Annotated in this window: 18 protein-coding genes and 3 tRNA genes; 14 read left to right on the top strand and 7 right to left on the bottom strand. The window is 70.7% G+C overall.

The window, feature by feature from the left end:
* Positions 1 to 4 precede the first annotated feature (4 nt).
* The 3 genes from FK268_RS02185 to FK268_RS02175 all read left to right on the top strand — a co-directional run bounded on the left by FK268_RS02185 (position 5) and on the right by FK268_RS02175 (position 328).
* Positions 5 to 76: transfer RNA gene (locus FK268_RS02185), tRNA-Gln, on the top strand.
* Between the two features lie 38 nt (positions 77 to 114).
* Positions 115 to 187: transfer RNA gene (locus FK268_RS02180), tRNA-Glu, on the top strand.
* 68 nt (positions 188 to 255) lie between these two features.
* Positions 256 to 328: transfer RNA gene (locus FK268_RS02175), tRNA-Glu, on the top strand.
* Between the two features lie 48 nt (positions 329 to 376).
* On the opposite strand, the gene FK268_RS02170 is transcribed toward FK268_RS02175, so the two are convergent.
* Positions 377 to 1,423, bottom strand: a complete 1,047-nt coding sequence (locus tag FK268_RS02170; RefSeq protein WP_146430656.1) for a substrate-binding domain-containing protein — start codon at positions 1,421 to 1,423, stop codon at positions 377 to 379.
* A gap of 109 nt (positions 1,424 to 1,532) precedes the next feature.
* Between FK268_RS02170 and FK268_RS02165 the strand changes: the two genes are divergently transcribed.
* The 4 genes from FK268_RS02165 to FK268_RS02150 all read left to right on the top strand — a co-directional run bounded on the left by FK268_RS02165 (position 1,533) and on the right by FK268_RS02150 (position 4,845).
* A complete protein-coding gene (locus FK268_RS02165; RefSeq protein ID WP_146430655.1) occupies positions 1,533 to 1,913 on the top strand; it encodes a MarR family transcriptional regulator in 381 nt (126 codons plus the stop codon).
* A gap of 104 nt (positions 1,914 to 2,017) precedes the next feature.
* Positions 2,018 to 2,632, top strand: coding sequence for an AmiS/UreI family transporter (locus FK268_RS02160; protein ID WP_146430653.1), 615 nt, complete (start codon positions 2,018 to 2,020; stop codon positions 2,630 to 2,632).
* Between the two features lie 36 nt (positions 2,633 to 2,668).
* On the top strand, positions 2,669 to 3,706 hold the full coding sequence (locus FK268_RS02155; RefSeq protein WP_146430651.1) for an aliphatic amidase: 1,038 nt from the start codon (positions 2,669 to 2,671) through the stop codon (positions 3,704 to 3,706).
* A gap of 2 nt (positions 3,707 to 3,708) precedes the next feature.
* A complete protein-coding gene (locus FK268_RS02150) occupies positions 3,709 to 4,845 on the top strand; it encodes an AAA family ATPase (protein ID WP_158636016.1) in 1,137 nt (378 codons plus the stop codon).
* A 4-nt stretch (positions 4,846 to 4,849) separates the two neighbouring features.
* Here the strand turns inward: FK268_RS02150 and FK268_RS02145 are convergent, their stop codons facing one another.
* Positions 4,850 to 5,572: an IclR family transcriptional regulator gene (locus FK268_RS02145; protein ID WP_146430648.1), complete on the bottom strand. Its 723-nt coding sequence runs from the start codon at positions 5,570 to 5,572 to the stop codon at positions 4,850 to 4,852.
* Between the two features lie 87 nt (positions 5,573 to 5,659).
* Between FK268_RS02145 and leuC the strand changes: the two genes are divergently transcribed.
* The 3 genes from leuC (at position 5,660) to FK268_RS02130 (ending at position 8,589) form a co-directional block, all read left to right on the top strand.
* Positions 5,660 to 7,093 (top strand): 3-isopropylmalate dehydratase large subunit, encoded by a 1,434-nt coding sequence (gene leuC / locus FK268_RS02140; RefSeq protein WP_146431831.1) that lies wholly within the window; start codon positions 5,660 to 5,662, stop codon positions 7,091 to 7,093.
* A 28-nt stretch (positions 7,094 to 7,121) separates the two neighbouring features.
* The gene (leuD, locus tag FK268_RS02135; protein WP_146430646.1) at positions 7,122 to 7,709 is read left to right on the top strand and encodes a 3-isopropylmalate dehydratase small subunit; all 588 of its coding nucleotides are present in this window, start codon (positions 7,122 to 7,124) and stop codon (positions 7,707 to 7,709) included.
* A gap of 169 nt (positions 7,710 to 7,878) precedes the next feature.
* The gene (locus FK268_RS02130; RefSeq protein WP_146430644.1) at positions 7,879 to 8,589 is read left to right on the top strand and encodes an HU family DNA-binding protein; all 711 of its coding nucleotides are present in this window, start codon (positions 7,879 to 7,881) and stop codon (positions 8,587 to 8,589) included.
* A 37-nt stretch (positions 8,590 to 8,626) separates the two neighbouring features.
* On the opposite strand, the gene FK268_RS02125 is transcribed toward FK268_RS02130, so the two are convergent.
* From FK268_RS02125 to cofC, 3 genes are read right to left on the bottom strand one after another with little or no spacing between them, the layout of a single operon-like run.
* The gene (locus tag FK268_RS02125; protein WP_146430642.1) at positions 8,627 to 9,574 is read right to left on the bottom strand and encodes an NUDIX hydrolase; all 948 of its coding nucleotides are present in this window, start codon (positions 9,572 to 9,574) and stop codon (positions 8,627 to 8,629) included.
* On the bottom strand, positions 9,571 to 11,763 hold the full coding sequence (locus FK268_RS02120; protein WP_146430641.1) for an RNA degradosome polyphosphate kinase: 2,193 nt from the start codon (positions 11,761 to 11,763) through the stop codon (positions 9,571 to 9,573). The genes FK268_RS02125 and FK268_RS02120 overlap by 4 nt, the downstream gene beginning before the upstream one ends.
* A 14-nt stretch (positions 11,764 to 11,777) precedes the next feature.
* A complete protein-coding gene (cofC, locus tag FK268_RS02115) occupies positions 11,778 to 12,461 on the bottom strand; it encodes a 2-phospho-L-lactate guanylyltransferase (protein ID WP_438695955.1) in 684 nt (227 codons plus the stop codon).
* A gap of 110 nt (positions 12,462 to 12,571) precedes the next feature.
* Between cofC and FK268_RS02110 the strand changes: the two genes are divergently transcribed.
* Both FK268_RS02110 and FK268_RS02105 read left to right on the top strand, forming a co-directional pair.
* On the top strand, positions 12,572 to 13,603 hold the full coding sequence (locus FK268_RS02110; RefSeq protein ID WP_146430637.1) for an NAD(P)H-dependent glycerol-3-phosphate dehydrogenase: 1,032 nt from the start codon (positions 12,572 to 12,574) through the stop codon (positions 13,601 to 13,603).
* A gap of 53 nt (positions 13,604 to 13,656) precedes the next feature.
* Positions 13,657 to 14,742 carry a D-alanine--D-alanine ligase family protein gene (locus FK268_RS02105; RefSeq protein ID WP_146430636.1) on the top strand — a complete coding sequence of 362 codons (1,086 nt, stop codon included), beginning with the start codon at positions 13,657 to 13,659 and terminating at the stop codon, positions 14,740 to 14,742.
* A gap of 11 nt (positions 14,743 to 14,753) precedes the next feature.
* On the opposite strand, the gene FK268_RS02100 is transcribed toward FK268_RS02105, so the two are convergent.
* Positions 14,754 to 15,347 (bottom strand): DUF3515 domain-containing protein, encoded by a 594-nt coding sequence (locus FK268_RS02100; protein WP_158636015.1) that lies wholly within the window; start codon positions 15,345 to 15,347, stop codon positions 14,754 to 14,756.
* Positions 15,348 to 15,366: 19 nt separating this feature from the next.
* Here FK268_RS02100 and FK268_RS02095 point away from each other — a divergent pair, with 19 nt between their 5' ends.
* Positions 15,367 to 16,386: a thiamine-phosphate kinase gene (locus FK268_RS02095; RefSeq protein WP_146430632.1), complete on the top strand. Its 1,020-nt coding sequence runs from the start codon at positions 15,367 to 15,369 to the stop codon at positions 16,384 to 16,386.
* On the top strand, positions 16,383 to 17,078 hold the full coding sequence (locus tag FK268_RS02090; protein ID WP_146430631.1) for a uracil-DNA glycosylase: 696 nt from the start codon (positions 16,383 to 16,385) through the stop codon (positions 17,076 to 17,078). The genes FK268_RS02095 and FK268_RS02090 overlap by 4 nt, the downstream gene beginning before the upstream one ends.
* A 104-nt stretch (positions 17,079 to 17,182) precedes the next feature.
* Here the strand turns inward: FK268_RS02090 and rpmB are convergent, their stop codons facing one another.
* Entirely contained in the window at positions 17,183 to 17,374 is a 192-nt protein-coding gene (gene rpmB, locus FK268_RS02085; RefSeq protein WP_146430629.1) for a 50S ribosomal protein L28, read from the bottom strand.
* Between the last annotated feature and the right edge of the window lie 49 nt (positions 17,375 to 17,423).

Here is a 17,423-nt window from a genome sequence, read left to right as displayed (position 1 = left end):
TCATTGGCCTATGGTGTAATTGGCAACACAGCTGATTCTGGTTCAGCCATTCTAGGTTCGAGTCCTGGTAGGCCAGCGTGACAGCGCCCTCCGCGTGCGGAGGGCGCAGTCCTAGCCCCCGTCGTCTAGCGGCCTAGGACGCCGCCCTCTCACGGCGGTAGCGTGGGTTCGAATCCCATCGGGGGTACGTTCCGGTGCAGGTGTGCTACCTTCATCGGACTGCTGCGGCGCTTCGGCGTGGCAGCACCTGTTCTAGCCCCCGTCGTCTAGCGGCCTAGGACGCCGCCCTCTCACGGCGGTAGCGTGGGTTCGAATCCCATCGGGGGTACAACGGAAGGCCCGGATCATGCGATCCGGGCCTTCGTCGTTCGCGGAGTCAGAGCTGGTCGATCACGTCGAAGTCGCAGCCCTCCGCGCGCGCGAGGTACATCCGCTGGCGCGTGTGGCCGTCGCGGAGCGCCATGTCGCCGCGGGCGCCCTCGTAGTGCACGCCGCCCACGCCGGCCATGATGTCGCGCACGTCCGTGCTGCGCACCGTCGACAAGAGGGACTCCAGCAGGAGCATGCCCTCGAAGCAGGATTCGCCCATCGATGTCGGCGTGCATGCGTCCGGGCCGAACCGGCCGAAGTAGCGGGCGCCGAACTCCATCGACTCCGAGGTCACCACGGAGTCGAAGTACCCCGCGGAGGCGAACAGGTCGCGGGTCGCGTCCGGCCCGGAGGCCATGAGCATGTGCTCGTCCATGAGCGGCGAGTAGCGCGTGAAGGTACCGTCGAGCCCCGCTGCGGCGAAGGCCCGGTTGAACTCGACGGCGTCCTGCCCGAGCAGCAGCATCAGCACACCGTCGGCGTCGGAGCGTGCGATGTCGGTGATCACGGACGAGAAGTCCTGGGTGCCGACGGGGACGAAGCGCGCGCCGACGAGGTCGTCGCCGAGGCCCCGCGCGAAGCGGACGCAGGCCTTCGCGCTCGCGCGCGCCCACAGGTAGTCGCTGCCCACGATCCACCACCGGCGCAGTCCGCGCTCACGTCGCAGCCATTCGAGGGCCGGGCGGATCTGGTCCTCGGGCGTCTCGCCCGTGAGGAAGACGCCGGCCGTCGATTCGCCGCCCTCGTACAGGGCCGTGTAGACGTACGGGACCCGCAGATCCAGTCGCGCGGAGAGGGCGCGACGTACGTCCGAGGTGTGCCAGCCGACGATGGCGTCGATCTCGCCGGCGGCCAGGAGGGATTCGACCTCGCGGGTCACGTTCGCCACGCCGGTGGCGGAGTCGATGGGGCGCACCGCCAGCTCGCGGCCCAGGATCCCGCCGCGCGCGTTGATGTCATCGGCGGCGAGCGTCGTGCAACTCAGGCACGACGGGCCGAACAGCCCTGCCGGGCCACGTCGGGGGTACAGCAGCCCAACGGTGTACTCGCTCATGGACGTCCGCTCGTCTGAAGTCCTGCACTACGGACCGGGTGTGCGGCCGAGCTTACGCGGACGGCGCCCGCATCCGTGCCGGAACGCGATACAGTGATCGTGGATTGCGATGACACAGTCGAAGATCGGGGCGGTGATGGACGGGAGCGCGGACCTGCGGGAGGCGCCGGCGCGCACCGCTTTCGCGGCCGTCTGCGAGGCCGACGATCTGGTCATGAACGTCCTCACTCCTGCGCTCGCCGAGCAGGATCTCACCGTCGAGCACTTCCGGGCCCTTCGCCTCCTGGCCGGGGTGGAGGGCGCCACCGTGGGTGAGCTGGCCGCGCGGACCGGCACCACCCCGTCGTCCACCACGCGCCTCGTGGACCGCCTCGTTGAGCGCAATCTCGCGTACCGTCGGCCGGCCCCGGGGGACCGGCGCAGCGTTCTTCTGACGCTGTCCGACACGGGCCGCGAGGTGTGGGAAGCCCTGGTCCTGCGGCTCTCGTAGCGGCTCTCACCAGCACTTTCATCCATTCCGCTGCGCGCACCGGACTGCCCGCGAATACTACCGATCAGAGATAGTGCCGAATCGGTAATAAATCGGGAGTCGCGATGACCACACTCGGATTGTTGTTCGTCGGAGCCGTTCTGTTCGTCAACGGGGCCTGGTTCCTGGGGGCGATCTCGGCCCGGGAGGCGGGTGTCTTCAACCTCTTCGTCGGGGCCATGCAAGTCGTCCTCCCGACCCTCGCGGTGGTCGCGGCCGACGGGAATCTCTCCGGTGTCTTCGGTGCCGGCTCGAGCTACCTGTTCGGTTTCACCTACTTGTTCGTCGGCGTCAACAACCTGATGGGCAACGACGGTCGCGGCCTCGGCTGGTACTCGATCTTCGTGGCCGCCATGGCGATCGTCTTCGGCTCCTTCTCCTTCGCCGCCGACCCCGTCTTCGGTGTCATCTGGTTCGTCTGGGCCGTGATGTGGCTGCTGTTCTTCCTCATCCTGGCCTGCGGCATGACCGCGCTGATGCCCTTCACGGGCTGGCTGATCCTGATCGGCTCGCACCTGACCTGCACGATCCCCGCGCTGCTGTCCTGGCGCGGGAACTGGCCCACCAGCACTTCCGCCGCGCTGTGGGCCGCGGCGATCGCCCTCGCGCTCCTGGTGCTCAGCGCCGTCGCCGCGAAGGCGAAGCCGAAGCTCCCGATGCCCACGCCCGAAGCCGTTTGACCCTGCACCACACGGAAATCAACGAAAGGTTCCATCATGCGTCACGGAGACATCTCCTCCAGTCCGGACACCGTCGGCGTCGCCGTCGTCAACTACAAGATGCCCCGCCTGCACACGCGGGAGGAGGTCATCGAGAACTGCCACAAGATCGCCGAGATGGTCGTCGGTATGAAGGCCGGCCTGCCCGGTATGGACCTCGTCGTCTTCCCCGAGTACTCCACACAGGGCATCATGTACGACCCCGACGAGATGTACGCGACCGCCGCGGCCATCCCCGGCGAGGAGACGAAGATCTTCTCCGACGCGTGCCGCAAGGCGGGTACGTGGGGCGTCTTCTCGATCACCGGCGAGCAGCACGAGGATCATCCGAACAAGCCGCCGTACAACACGCTGATCCTCATCAACGACCAGGGCGAGATCGTGCAGAAGTACCGCAAGATCATCCCGTGGGCGCCGATCGAGGGCTGGTACCCCGGCAGCTCGACGTACGTCGTGGACGGTCCCAAGGGGCTCAAGGTCTCGCTCATCGTCTGCGACGACGGCAACTACCCGGAGATCTGGCGCGACTGCGCGATGAAGGGCGCCGAGCTGGTGGTCCGCTGCCAGGGGTACATGTACCCGGCGAAGGAGCAGCAGGTGCTCATGGCCAAGGCCATGGCGTGGGCCAACAACGTCTACGTCGCGGTCGCGAACGCCGCCGGATTCGACGGTGTCTACTCGTACTTCGGTCACTCGGCGATCATCGGCTTCGACGGCCGCACGCTCGGTGAGACGGGTGAGGAGGAGTACGGCATCCAGTACGCGCAGCTCTCCGTCTCCACGATCCGCGACGCCCGGAAGCACGACCAGTCGCAGAACCACCTTTTCAAGATCCTCCACCGCGGTTACACGGGTATCCACGCCGCGGGCGAGGGCGACAAGGGTGTCGCCGAGTGCCCCTTCGACTTCTACAAGCTGTGGGTGACCGACGCCGAGGCCGCCCGGGAGCAGGTCGAATCGTTCACGCGCGACACCATCGGCGTCGCCGAATGCCCCGTCGGCACCATCCCCACCGAGAAGACCCGCGAGGCGTAACCGTGCCCTTCATCACCGATCGCCTGGCCGCCGAAGGGGTCGACGTCGGCGGCCGGGCGTCCGGCCCCTCGGGATCCCGGCCCACCGACGCCGAGTTCGCCAAGGCCGCCGTCGGGCGGGTCGACGCGGCGCGGATCCTGGCGCAGCTGCGCGCCAACGTCTTCGGTCAGGACCACGCGATCGAGTCGATCTTCAAGACTCTGTCCGTGGTGCAGGCCGGCCTCACCGACAAGACGCGGCCGCTCGCGAGCCATTTGCTGGTGGGGCCCACCGGCACCGGGAAGACGGAGATCGTGCGCCAGCTCGCCTCCGCGCTGCGCACCGGGCCGGACGATTTCTGCCAGGTGGACATGTCGGCCATGGCGCAGGAGCATTACGCCGCCTCCTTCGCGGGAGCGCCGCCCGGCTACTCCGGTTCCAAGGAGGGGCTGAGCGTCTTCGACCGCGACCGGATCGAGGGCACCGTCTCCATGCCGGGGATCGTGCTGTTCGACGAGGTCGAGAAGGCGCACACGACGGTGCTGCGGGCGCTGCTGCACGTGCTCGATCGCGGGCAGCTGACGCTCGCGAACGGCCAGCAGCGCTACGACTTCCGCAACTGCCTGGTGTTCATGACCTCCAACCTCGGCAGCCGCGAGCTGCGGGCCGAACAGGAGCGTCCGTGGCACCGCGCCGGGCGGTCCGTGTCGCGGCTGCTGCCCGCGCCGGCGGGGGAGCGGGTCGACCGCATCCTCGAGGGACGACTGGACCGGATCTCGGAGCAGTCGATCGCCCGGTTCTTCGACCCCGAGTTCCTCAACCGCATCGACGAAGTGACGCTCTTCGAGGAACTCTCGGGGGACACGGCCGTCGAAGTGGCACGGCACGAGCTGGACATGTTCGCGGATCGCGCCCGCAAGCGCGGTGTGGACCTGAGCATCGACGACTCCGTCGCGGTGCACCTGGTCGAGACCGGATTCGACCCGGTCTACGGCGCGCGATCCGTGCGCCGCGCGATCCGGCACGACGTGTGGCCCCTGGTCGCCGAGGCCGTCATCGCCCATCGCGCGGCGCGGATGGCGGACACGGCCAGCCGGGTGTCGGCGGTACTCGCCGTGGACGGCGGTGCGGTGCGGTGCCGGGTGGGTGGCGAGGGCTAGCGCCTCAGATCCGGCGCTGCAGCGCCTCGGCCGCCTGCAGGAGGTCCGCCGCCCAGCGCGCGCCGGGGCGGCGGCCCATGCGGTCGATCGGGCCGGAGACGGAGATGGCGGCGATGACCTCGCCGCGCGGATTGCGGACGGGCGCGGAGACACTGGCCACGCCCGATTCGCGCTCCCCGGCGCTCTGCGCCCAGCCGCGCTTGCGCACCTCGGCCAGGGAGCGGTCGCTGAAGAAGGAGTCCGTCCGCGGCTCGGCCCACGCGGCGAGCACCTTCGCGCCCGATCCCGCCGTCATCGGCAGGCGCGAGCCCACGGGTACCGTGTCCCGCAGGCCCGACGGCGGTTCGGCGGCCGCCACGCACACGCGGTGGTCGCCCTCCCGGCGGTAGAGCTGGACCGATTCGCCCGTGATCTCACGGAGCCGGGGCAGCACCATCGCCGCCGTGTCGACCAGTGCATCGGCCGTGCTGGCGGCGAGCTCCCGCAGTGCCGATCCCGGCCGCCACAGCCCGTCGCCGTCCCGGGTCAGCAGTCCGTGCAGCTCCAGGCCCACGGCCAGACGGTGCGCCGTCGCGCGCGGCAGTCCGGTGCGTCCACACAGGTCGGCCAGCGTGGCTGGCTCCTCCGCGGCGGCGCGCAGCACGGCGACGGACTTGTCGAGCACGCCGATGCCGCTCACCGGGGTGAGACTTTCGGGGGCGTCCGTCGGTGCGGTATCCTTTCCCATAGTTCGATACTAGGCTCTCGCATGGTGGGATTCAACGCGCAGCCCGCGTCCGCCGGCGGAGCGAAGATCATGAAGCAGGTGGGAATCATGCAGCCGCGCACAATGGCCGAGAAGGTCTGGGATCAGCACGTCGTCGTCAAGGGGGAGGGCGAGGGCGCCTCGCGCGAGCCCGACCTCATCTACATCGACCTGCACCTCGTGCACGAGGTGACCAGCCCGCAGGCCTTCGACGGCCTGCGCCTGGCCGGACGGCCGGTGCGCCGCCCCGATCTCACCATCGCCACCGAGGACCACAACGTGCCGACGGACACGTTAGTGCAGCCCATCGCCGATGAGATCTCCCGCACGCAGGTGGAGACGCTGCGCCGCAACTGCGCCGAGTTCGGGGTCCGCCTGCACTCCATGGGCGACGGCGAGCAGGGCATCGTCCACGTCATGGGCCCCCAGCTCGGACTCACCCAGCCGGGCATGACGGTGGTCTGCGGTGACAGTCACACCTCGACCCACGGCGCCTTCGGTGCGATCGCCATGGGCATCGGCACCTCCGAGGTCGAGCACGTGCTGGCCACGCAGACGCTGCCGCTCAAGCCCTTCAAGACCATGGCCATCAACGTCTCGGGCGAACTGCAGCCCGGCGTGACGTCCAAGGATCTGATCCTGGCGATCATCGCGAAGATCGGCACCGGCGGCGGCCAGGGCTACGTCCTGGAGTACCGGGGCAGTGCCATCGAGAAGCTCTCGATGGAGGCGCGGATGACCATCTGCAACATGTCGATCGAGGCGGGCGCGCGCGCCGGCCTGATCGCTCCCGATCAGATCACCTACGACTACCTCGAGGGCCGCGAGCATGCGCCCAAGGGGGCCGAGTGGGATGCGGCGATCCAGGCGTGGGACGCCCTGCGCACCGACGAGGGTGCGGTCTTCGACGCAGAGGTCGACATCGACGGCAGCGCGCTCACCCCGTTCGTCACGTGGGGCACGAACCCCGGCCAGGGCGCCCCGCTGAGCGCCTCGGTGCCCGACCCGGAGTCCTTCGGCTCGGACGGGGATAAGGAGACCGCCGCCAAGGCGCTGCAGTACATGGGACTCGAGGCGGGCACCCCGCTGCGCGACATCGCCGTCGACGCCGTCTTCGTCGGTTCGTGCACCAACGGCCGGATCGAGGACCTGCGCGCCGTCGCCGAGGTACTGCGCGGCCGCAAGGTCGCCGATGGCGTGCGGATGCTCGTCGTCCCCGGATCGATGCGCGTGCGTGCCCAAGCCGAGGAGGAAGGGCTGGGACAGGTCTTCCTCGACGCCGGCGCCGAGTGGCGCCAGGCCGGTTGCTCGATGTGCCTCGGCATGAATCCCGATCAGCTCGCCGCGGGCGAGCGCTCCGCGTCCACCTCGAACCGGAACTTCGAGGGACGGCAGGGCAAGGGCAGCCGTACGCACCTGGTCTCGCCGGCCGTCGCCGCCGCGACGGCCGTGCGTGGCACCCTCTCGGCCCCGGCCGATCTGGACCCCGTCGCCGGCGCGTAGCCGCCACCGCAGCACAAGGAGAGAACAGATGGAAGCCATCGTCACCCACACCGGCATCGGCGTGCCGCTGCGCCGCACCAATGTCGACACCGACCAGATCATCCCCGCCGTCTACCTCAAGCGCGTGACCCGCACCGGTTTCGAGGACGGCCTGTTCGCGGCCTGGCGCACCGATCCGAGCTTCATTCTCAACAACGCTCCCTACGACCGGGGTTCGGTGCTCGTCGCGGGGCCGGACTTCGGGACCGGCAGCTCGCGCGAGCACGCGGTGTGGGCCCTCATGGACTTCGGGTTCCGGGTCGTCATCTCGTCGCGCTTCGCCGACATCTTCCGGGGCAACGCCGGCAAGGCCGGGCTCGTCGCCGCACTCGTCGAGCAGGAGAACGTGGAACTGCTCTGGAAGGCGCTTGAGAACGAGCCCGGACTCGAGATCACCGTTGACCTCGAGGACCGGACGGTGACCGCCGGCGACTTGGTAGTCCCGTTCACGATCGACGATCCGGTCCGACACCGCCTGATGGCGGGTCTGGACGACATCGGCATCACTCTGCAGCAGTCCGATGCGATCGCGGCGTTCGAAAGCCGCAGGCCCGCATACAAACCCGTGACTCTGTAGCGCGAAAAACCACCTGTGGCGGCACCGGATCGAACCGGTGCCGCCACTTGTCATTCCGACACACCTTCGATCAAAACTGGCGTGGCTCTTGGATTGAATGCAATTGTGCGTTTACGGTGTCCCTAGTTGGCTCAGCGGTGAGCCTCCGACCAACAGAGGAAAGTCGTCCATGAACAAGGCAGAACTGATCGAAGCGCTCACCGAGAAGTTGGGCACCGACCGCCGCACCGCCGGCGACGCCGTCGAGGCGATCGTGGACACGATCGTCCGGGCCGTCCACGCCGGTGACTCCGTCACCATCACGGGCTTCGGCGTCTTCGAGCAGCGCAAGCGCGCTGCCCGTGTCGCCCGTAACCCCCGCACCGGCGAGACCGTGAAGGTCAAGCCCACCTCCGTCCCCGCGTTCCGTCCCGGCGCGCAGTTCAAGGCCGTGATCTCGGGTTCGGCGAAGCTGCCGGCCTCGGGTCCCGCGGTGCGCCGCAGCTCGGCCACCACGGCGGCGCCCGCCAAGAAGGCTGCGGCGAAGAAGGCTCCGGCCAAGGCGGCCAAGGCGACCGCCACCAAGGCCGCGGCGAAGAAGGCTCCGGCCAAGGCGACCAAGGCCGCTCCCGCCAAGAAGGCCGCCACGAAGGCGCCCGCGAAGAAGGCCGCGACCAAGGCTCCTGCCAAGAAGGCCGCGACCAAGGCGCCCGCCAAGAAGGCCGCGACCAAGGCTCCTGCCAAGAAGGCCGCGACCAAGGCTCCTGCCAAGAAGGCCGCGACCAAGGCGCCCGCGAAGAAGGCCGCGACCAAGGCTCCTGCCAAGAAGGCCGCCACCAAGGCGCCCGCCAAGAAGGCTCCGGCCAAGAAGGCGCCCGCCAAGAAGGCCGCGAAGAAGTAACCCGTTCCCCGGAGCGGCCCCGCTGCCCCTGGAAGCCTCAGTGCTCCAGGGGCAGCGGGCTGTCGATGTGGTCCATCGTGAGCAGGCGCCCGCCGGCCGTGGTGAGGACCCAGACGCTCGCCTTCCGATTGCGCGCGGGGGGCAGGCGCACGTCGTCGGCCCCGGCCCACCAGGCCGTGAGATCCGGGATCACGCCACCCTGACTGCAGACCACGGGTACCGTGCCCGATTCCTCGCCGGTCCGCGCGATCTCACGGATCCGGCGGTGCGCCGCTGCCGGATCGCGCGCGTACGCCGTCTCCGAGACCGTCGGCTCCTCCACCAGGGGCAGGCCCGTTTCGGCCGCCAGCGGCTCCAGTGTCTGCATGCACCGCACCGGCGGCGCCGACAGTAGGCGGCCGGGCCCGAAGACGCTCAGCAGGTCGACCAGGGCCTCCGCCTGGGCCCGCCCGTTCCGGTCCAGCGGTCGCGCGAGATCGTCGCCCTGGTAGCCCTGCTTGCGTCCGGCCTTGGCGTGCCGGACGATCAGCATCGTCGCAGTGGAGCGCGGTTGCTTCCCGAAGGCACGCAGGATCCGCTTGTCGATCGGATAGGTCAGCAGCGCGACGGCGGCTTCCACCGGCAGCCAGCGGAGTTCGTCGGTCTCCTCGTTCGGAGCGAAGACCCCGGAACCGGCCAGCGCCGACCAGTAGCCGACGCGCTTTCGGACGCTCCCATCGCCGGGTCCGTGACGCTTGCGTCGCGGCACGTCGTAGGACACCTGTCCCACCGCCCGCACGAATCGCGCGGAGAAGCCGGTCTCCTCGACCACCTCGCGCAGACCCGCCACCACGGGATTCTCGTCGGCCTCCACGTGGCCCTTCGGCAGGGACCAGTCGTCGTAGCGCGGTCGGTGCACCACCGCGACCTCCGGGCCGTCCACGGCGGAGCGCCAGAGCACACCGCCGGAGGCGCGGACGACCGCGCCCTCGCCTCCGCCGCTCACCGCTGGCTCGCGCGGTGCGCGCGCATGAGCTCCCGCTGGTGATCCCGGACGGTCTCACCGGGCACGGGGGAGGCGTTCCAGTTCCCGTCGGCGTCGAGCACCCAGCAGCGGGTGGCGGGATCGAGTGCGGAGTCGAACATCTCGCCCAGCTGGCGCGTCAGCCGTCGGTCCTTCACCTGCGCCATCACCTCGACGCGGCGGTCCAGGTTGCGGTGCATCATGTCGGCACTGCCGATCCAGAACTCGTCCGCACCGCGGAAGTGCAGGATCCGCGAGTGCTCGAGGAACTGCCCCAGGATCGAGCGGACCGTGATGTTCTCGCTCACCCCGGGCACACCCGGCCGGAGCGCGCAGATGCCGCGCACCACGACCTCGACCGGCACGCCGGCCTGGCTCGCGCGGTAGAGCGCGTCGATGATCTGCTCGTCCACGACCGCGTTCGCCTTGAGCTGTACGCCCGACGGCTTGCCCGCGCGGTGCAGCTCGATCTCGCGGTCGATCCGCTCGACGATGCCCGACCGGATGCCGTGCGGCGCGACCATCAGGTTGCGGTACTCCTCCTTGCGGGAGTAGCCCGTCAGCCGGTTGAACAGGTCCGTCAGGTCCGCACCCAGATCGGGATCGGCGGTGAACAGACCGACGTCCTCGTACAGGCGCGCAGTCTTCGGGTTGTAGTTGCCCGTGCCGATGTGGCAGTAGCGGCGGATCGTCGAGCCCTCGCGCCGGACCACCAGGCAAGTCTTGCAGTGGGTCTTCAGGCCGACCAGGCCGTAGACCACGTGCACGCCGGCCTGTTCCAGCTTCCGGGCCCACTTGATGTTCGCCTGCTCGTCGAACCGCGCCTTGATCTCGACCAGCGCCACGACCTGCTTGCCGGCCTCCGCCGCATCGATCAGTGCGTCCACGATCGGCGAGTCGCCGGAGGTGCGGTACAGCGTCTGCTTGATCGCCAGCACGTGGGGATCGGCGGCGGCCTGCTCGATGAACCGCTGGACGCTGGTCGAGAAGGAGTCGTACGGATGGTGCACCAGTACGTCGCCCTCGCGCAGCGTGGAGAAGACGCTCTTCGGCGTCTCCCGTTCGCCGAACGCCGGGTGCGTGACCGGGACGAAGGGCTTCTCCTTCAGGTCCGGCCGGTCCACGCCGTACAGCTCGAACATGCAGTTGAGGTCCAGCAGGCCCGGCACCGTGATGACATCGGCGGGGTCCACGTCCATCTCGCGCAGCAGCAGTTCGAGCATGTGCTCCGACATGTCCTCCGCCACTTCGAGGCGCACGGGGGAGCCGAAGCGGCGGCGGGCCAGCTCCCGCTCGAGGGCCTGCAGGAGGTCCTCGTCACGGTCCTCCTCCACCTCGAAATCGGCGTTGCGCGTGATCCGGAAGACGTGGTGCTCGGACACCGTCATCCCGGGGAACAGGACGTCGAGGTGCGCGGAGATCAGGTCCTCGAGGGGGAGTACGGCGTGGTCCATGCGCTCGCTCCGGACGGAGACCATGCGGGCCACGTTGTCCGGCACCTTGACGCGGGCGAAATGCTCGCCGCCCGTGGCGGTGTCGACGACGGCTACGGCCAGGTTCAGCGAGAGGCCGGAGATGTACGGGAACGGGTGCGCCGGATCCACCGCGAGCGGGGTGAGCACGGGGAAGACCTGCGTGTGGAAGTACGCAGTGAGACTCTCGCGCTCCTCCGGGGTGAGATCGGCCCAGCTGACCACCGAGATGCCCTGGGCCGCCAGCTCGGGACGCACCGCGTCGCTGAAGACCAGTGCGTGCTTGTGCGAGAGCTCCTGCGTGCGCTGCGAGATCAGGCGCAACTGCTCACGGGGCGAGAGCCCGTCGGCCGAGCGCACCGACAGGCCCATCTGGTCGCGCCGCTTGAGTCCCGCGACGCGAACCATGAAGAACTCGTCCAGGTTCGAGGCGAAGATCGCCAGGAACTTCGCGCGTTCGAGCAGCGGCAGCGAGGCGTCCTCCGCCATCGCGAGCACGCGGGCGTTGAAGTCGAGCCAGCTGAGTTCGCGGTTCAAGTACCGGTCCGCCGGCAGGTCACTGGTCACCTCGGCGGGTGCGGCGGGCGGTGCGGTCGGGATCGCCGTGGTTCTGCCCGCGGGCGGGACGACGGCGTCGGCGCCCGCGGTGCTCGGTGCGGGCGCAGATTCGGCGGTGGGGGCGTCAGGCTCGGTCGTCACCGCTCCATTCTGGCTTATCGGGCCCGCGGTTTCGACGTGACGGTCCGATCCGCCGCAGCGAGGGCCGCCGCGGTGTGCTCGCCCAACCGTAGCGCCGCCGCGAGGTCCCGCGGAGTGTCCACGTCGGTACGCAGACCCGGCCACGGTCCGGCGTGCCGGGTCGCGCCGCCGGACTGGTGCGCCGCGGCCGAGCCGGGGCCGAATGCGGGCGCCAGCTCGGTGCCCCGGGGCGCGTACAGGGCGGCCGTGCCGGTGCCGCCGTGGTCGGGTACGAATCCCCGTCGGCCGGTCGTGGCGGCGAGGAAGGCTCCGAGCTCGTCGGCGGTGATACCGGGAAGGTCCGCCTGCAGCGCCAGGACCGCGACGGCCGGGCCGTGCTCGGCCCGCGCCGCGCGGGCGCCCGCGGAGAGCGCCGCGTTCAATCCGCCCGGCTCGGGTTCGCCGACGGTCCGCGCCCCGACGGACTCCGCCGCCGCCCGCACCGCGGGATCCGGCGAGACGACGTGGACCGCGATCACACCCGGGGTCGCGGCGGCCGCCGCGAGCGTGTCGAGCAGCATCGCGAGGACCAACCCGGGAACCGCCTCCCGCCGGTCGTCCCCGGGAGCGGCGAACCGCGACTTGGCGGCATCGAGCGACTTCACGGCGGTCACCACGGCGACGGCGGGGGGTGCGGCGTCCCCGTGCGGTGAGCTCATGCGCACCAATGTAGGCGTGCCGAACCGACCCTGCCGCCTCCGGGCGGGCGATAGGCTCACCGGGACGCTCACGGATCCGGTGGGCGAGTGCGATCGAGGGAGGGGACCGGATGGTCGACGTTGCGGTGATGGGGGCGGGGTCGTTCGGTACCGCGATGGCGAAGGTCTTCGCGGAGGCCACCCGCCCGGAACCGCACCGGGTCCGGATGTGGTGCCGCCGCCAGGAGGTCGCGGACCAGATCAACCGGACCCGGATCAACGCGCAGTACCTTCCGGAGGGCGTGCTCCCCGAGAACCTCTCCGCGACACACGATCCGGAGGAGGCCATGCGCGGCGCCGGCCTCGTCGTGCTGGCCGTCCCCTCGCAGTCGCTGCGTGCCAACCTGCGCGACTGGGGCCACCTGATCCCGCCCGACGTCACGGTCGTCAACCTCGCCAAGGGCATCGAGATCGGCACCCTGGACCGGATGAGTGAGGTCGTCGTCGATGCGGCGGGCATCGACCGGGACCGCCTCGCCGTCCTCACCGGGCCCAACTTCGCCAAGGAGATCGCGAAGGGGCAGCCCACCCTCGCCGTCGTCGCGTCCGACAACCCGGACCGCGCTTCGCGCGCCCAGTACCTCGTGCGCACCGACTACTTCCGCCCGTACACCAGCGACGACGTGGTCGGCTGCGAGATCGGTGGCGCCACCAAGAACGTGATCGCCCTGGTCTGCGGCATCGCCTCCGGCATCAACCTGGGAGAGAACTCGCGCGCCGCGATCATCACCCGTGGTCTCGCGGAGACCCTGCGCCTCGGCACCGCCCTCGGTGCCCAGCCCCTGACGCTGGCCGGACTCGCCGGCGTGGGCGACCTCGTCGCCACGTGCAGTTCGCCGCAGTCCCGCAACTTCAGCTTCGGCGCGCGCCTGGGCCAGGGCATGACCGTCGAGCAGGCGCAGGCCGCCGCGCACGGCCAGGTCGCCGAGGGCGCCAAGTCGTGCATCTCCATCGCCGACCTGGCCCGCCGGGTGGGCGTCGAGATGCCGCTCACCGAGGCGGTGCGCGCGGTCTGTTACGACGGGGTGCCCGTCTCGCGCGCCATGGACGACCTGCTCAACCGCGACGTGGGCGGCGAGTGGCGCCCCAAGGACGCCGAGTAGCCGCGCGGTAACCGCGTGGCCCTCCCCACGGCCGCCACGTAAGGTGGGCGACCGTGACGGAGCGAATCAGGGTGGCAGTGGTCTTCGGCGGGCGCAGCAGCGAGCACGCGGTCTCGTGCGTATCGGCGGGCAGCATCCTCGCCCATCTCGATCCGGAGCGCTTCCAGGTCATCCCCGTCGGGATCACCCGGGCCGGCGCATGGGTGCTCTCCGACGGTGACGCCGACGCCCTGCGATTCGCGGACCGCAGCCTGCCCAGCGTCCCCGAGGGACCGACCGACCTCGCCTTCCTCCCGGGCGCCGAACTCGTATCCGTCGACGCCGATGCCGCGGGATCGGTGCTCGGCGCCGTCGACGTCGTCTTCCCCGTGCTGCACGGCCCGTACGGCGAGGACGGCACCCTCCAGGGACTCCTCGAGATGGTCGGCGTGCCCTATGTCGGCGCGGGCGTGCTGGCCTCCGCGGCGGGCATGGACAAGGAGTTCGCGAAGAAGCTGCTCGCCGCCGACGGCCTGCCGGTGGGCGATTTCCACGTGCTCCGCCAGCGCGACACCGAGGTGCCGTCCGACGTGCTGCACCGCCTGGGTCTGCCCCTGTTCGTCAAGCCCGCCCGCGGCGGCTCGTCGATCGGCATCACCCGGGTCACCGACCTCACCGAGCTGCCCGCCGCGATCGCGGAGGCGCGCCGGTGGGACCCCAAGGTCATCATCGAGGCCGCGGTCATCGGCCGCGAGGTGGAGATCGGCGTCCTCGAGCGGCCCGACGGCAGCGTCGCAGCGTCGGCGATCGCCGAGATCGAGATGGCTGCGGACGCGGAGCACTCCTTCTACGACTTCGAGACCAAGTACCTCGACGACCGCGCGCAGTACACGGTGCCCGCGAACCTCACGGAGGACGAGGCGGCCGTGATCCGCGACCTCGCGGTCCGCGCCTTCCACGCCTTTGACTGCCAGGGCCTGTCCCGTGTGGACTTCTTCCAGACCCCCGACGGCCCGGTGATCAACGAGGTCAACACCATGCCGGGCTTCACCTCGACCTCGATGTACCCGCGCATGTGGGCCGAGTCCGGCGTCGACTACGCCGAGCTGCTGACTCTGCTCATCGACACCGCCCTGGCCCGGGGCACCGGGCTCCGCTAGGACGCCGCGGGCTACTTCCCGAGGTCGAGCGAGGCCGCCTGCAGGTGCTCGCGGATCGCGTCGGAGGTGGCCTGCACCGCGGACGTCCCGGCACCGTCGGGAACCCAGAGGGTGACGTACGGGCGGTGGTCGACGGCGGTCCAGTAACTCCCTCCGTCGGGGGCGGGGGCGCCCGACGGGGTGGCCTGCAGCCACTGCACGCCGTTGATGATCTGCAGCTTGGCGGTGGCGGTCAGTTCCGCCGGGCGCTCGGTGCCGCAGCGCACCTCGACCGCGCCGGCCTTGTCGCGGGTCCAGCGCGCGAAACCGGCGGGCTCGGCGTCGCCGGTGCGGCGGTACCCGTCGAGGTCGGCGGGGAGGGCGCCGAGCATCGTGCCGCACGCGGCGTCGCCCGCGGACGGTGCCGCGACGGACTTCAGGTGCCCCGCCGCTGCGGCGTCCCGCGCGTCGCCCTGCTTCTGCTGGGCGAGCACGAGGAAGACGACGAAGCAGGCCAGCACCGCGACCGGCAGCGCCACCGCCGTGGCGAGGAATGCGGGACTGCGGCGTTCCCGGCCGCTCGGCTCGGTGGTGCCGCCGGTGGTCTTGAAGTCTTCATCGCTCACGTCCGATACGGTAGCCGCGATGACATCGTCAGATCCGGAGAGCCCTGCGCGGCCCCGTGTGCGTACCGTGGCGGAGCTGGGGGAGGACGGCGTGATCGCGCTGGCCACCTCGGGCGTGGGGCCGGACCCGCGGGTCCCGGTGGGCCCGGGTGACGACGCGGCCGTGGTCGCGGCGCCCGACGGTCGGATGGTGATCTCCTCCGACGCGATCGTCGAGGGGCGGCACTTCCGGTTCGATCTGACGACGCCCGAGCACGTCGGCCGGCGCGCGATCGCCCAGAACGCCGCGGACATCGCCGCGATGGGCGCCGTGTGCACGGCCTTCACCGTGACTCTCGGCTGCCCGCCGGCGACGGGGGAGGACGTGGTCGCGGCGATCGCGCGCGGCACCACCCGCGGTGCCGCGGAGGCGGGCGGCGCCGTGGCGGGCGGCGACGTGGTGCGCACCGAGCAGGTGCTGCTCGCGGTCACCGTGCTCGGCGACCTGCAGGGCCGGGAACCCGTGCTGCTGTCCGGGGCGCGGCCCGGCGACGTGGTCGCCGTCTGCGGCACGCTCGGGCACTCCGCGGCGGGCCTCGACGTGCTGCTCGCGGGTCTCGACGGCTTCGAACCGCTGGTCGAGATCTACCGGTGTCCCGTCCCGCCGCTCGCGGCCGGGCCGCAGGCCGCCGAGGCGGGTGCCACCGCGCTGACCGACGTCTCCGACGGGCTGCTCCGGGACGCCCGTGCGCTCGCGAAGGCCTCCGGCGTCCGCATCGAGCTCGACGGTGCGCTCCTCGCCCCCGATGCCGACCTGCTCGCGTGCGCAGCCGCGCTCGGCACCGACGCCGAGCGGTGGGTGCGCACGGGCGGTGAGGACCACGCCCTCCTCGCGACCTTTCCCGCCGACGCCGGTCCTCCGGCCGGCTGGCGGGCGATCGGCGCCGTCGTCGCTCCGGGCCCCCTGCCCGCGGGCGCCGTCACCGTCGACGGTGAGGCGGGACCCGCCGCGGGCGGCTGGAACACCTTCACCCAGGACACCGAGGAGACCGGGCGATGACGGCGAGACCACTGACGGACAGCGTCGAGGCGGGGTGGGCGCAGGCCCTGGCCCCGGTCGCCGACGAGATCGCGGCGCTGGGCGACTTCCTCCGCGCCGAGAACGCCTCAGGCGCGGGCTACCTGCCCGCCGGAGCGAACGTGCTGCGCGCCTTCCGGCAGCCGTTCGCCGACGTGCGGGTGTTGATCGTCGGCCAGGATCCGTACCCCACGCCGGGCCACGCCGTGGGACTGTCCTTCTCCGTCGATCCGTCGGTGCGGCCCATCCCGCGGAGTCTGCAGAACATCTACAAGGAGTACTGCGAGGACCTGGGCCTGCCCATGCCGGCGAACGGCGATCTGTCGCCGTGGACCGATCAGGGTGTCCTGCTGCTGAACCGGGTGCTGACGGTGCGCCCCGGCACGACCGCATCGCACCGCGGGAAGGGCTGGGAGAAGGTCACCGAGTGCGCGATCGACGCGCTGGTCGCGCGCGACGCACCGCTCGTCGCGATCCTGTGGGGCCGGGACGCCGCCTCGCTCGGTCCACGCCTGGGCGATACGCCGCGGATCGAGTCGGTGCATCCCTCGCCGCTGTCCGCCTCGCGCGGATTCTTCGGTTCGCGGCCCTTCTCCCGTGCGAACGAGGCGCTGGTGGGGCTCGGTGCGGAGCCGGTGGACTGGCGCCTTCCGCATCTGGCCGCGGCGCTCTGACCTCGAGCGTCGTCGGCATCGGCGGTGGTGCGGGCGAGGCTCGGGTACGCCGAAGGCCCGCGACCTCGGGGAGGTCACGGGCCTTCGGTGAAGCTTCTCGCGTACTAGCCGCGAACGACCTTGCCGGCCTTGATGCACGAGGTGCACGCGTTCAGCCGACGCGTCTGACCGGGCGCGACCTGGGCACGCACGGTCTGGATGTTCGGGTTCCACCGGCGGTTGGTACGCCGGTGCGAGTGCGAGACCGACTTACCGAAGCCGGGGCCCTTGTCGCAGACGTCGCAGACGGCAGCCATAGTCGTGTACTCCTCGTATCGTTGAAATCTGTGCTTCGCCTCGCCGGTC

The sequence above is a fragment of the Tsukamurella sputi genome (assembly GCF_007858445.1).
GTDB classification, from domain to species: Bacteria; Actinomycetota; Actinomycetes; order Mycobacteriales; family Mycobacteriaceae; genus Tsukamurella; species Tsukamurella sputi.
Note: the sequence above shows the minus strand (reverse complement) of the source record. Positions and strands in the feature narration are given on the sequence as shown.

What these genes read in the sequence shown, in the direction of transcription:
- FK268_RS02170 (WP_146430656.1), bottom strand. Translation starts at nt 1,423, where the DNA reads ATGAGCGAGTACACCGTTGGGCTGCTGTACCCCCGACGTGGCCCGGCA.
- FK268_RS02165 (WP_146430655.1), top strand. Translation starts at nt 1,533, where the DNA reads ATGACACAGTCGAAGATCGGGGCGGTGATGGACGGGAGCGCGGACCTG.
- FK268_RS02160 (WP_146430653.1), top strand. Translation starts at nt 2,018, where the DNA reads ATGACCACACTCGGATTGTTGTTCGTCGGAGCCGTTCTGTTCGTCAAC.
- FK268_RS02155 (WP_146430651.1), top strand. Translation starts at nt 2,669, where the DNA reads ATGCGTCACGGAGACATCTCCTCCAGTCCGGACACCGTCGGCGTCGCC.
- FK268_RS02145 (WP_146430648.1), bottom strand. Translation starts at nt 5,572, where the DNA reads ATGGGAAAGGATACCGCACCGACGGACGCCCCCGAAAGTCTCACCCCG.
- leuC (WP_146431831.1), top strand. Translation starts at nt 5,660, where the DNA reads ATGCAGCCGCGCACAATGGCCGAGAAGGTCTGGGATCAGCACGTCGTC.
- leuD (WP_146430646.1), top strand. Translation starts at nt 7,122, where the DNA reads ATGGAAGCCATCGTCACCCACACCGGCATCGGCGTGCCGCTGCGCCGC.
- FK268_RS02130 (WP_146430644.1), top strand. Translation starts at nt 7,879, where the DNA reads ATGAACAAGGCAGAACTGATCGAAGCGCTCACCGAGAAGTTGGGCACC.
- cofC (WP_438695955.1), bottom strand. Translation starts at nt 12,461, where the DNA reads ATGAGCTCACCGCACGGGGACGCCGCACCCCCCGCCGTCGCCGTGGTG.
- FK268_RS02110 (WP_146430637.1), top strand. Translation starts at nt 12,572, where the DNA reads ATGGTCGACGTTGCGGTGATGGGGGCGGGGTCGTTCGGTACCGCGATG.
- FK268_RS02095 (WP_146430632.1), top strand. Translation starts at nt 15,367, where the DNA reads ATGACATCGTCAGATCCGGAGAGCCCTGCGCGGCCCCGTGTGCGTACC.
- FK268_RS02090 (WP_146430631.1), top strand. Translation starts at nt 16,383, where the DNA reads ATGACGGCGAGACCACTGACGGACAGCGTCGAGGCGGGGTGGGCGCAG.
- rpmB (WP_146430629.1), bottom strand. Translation starts at nt 17,374, where the DNA reads ATGGCTGCCGTCTGCGACGTCTGCGACAAGGGCCCCGGCTTCGGTAAG.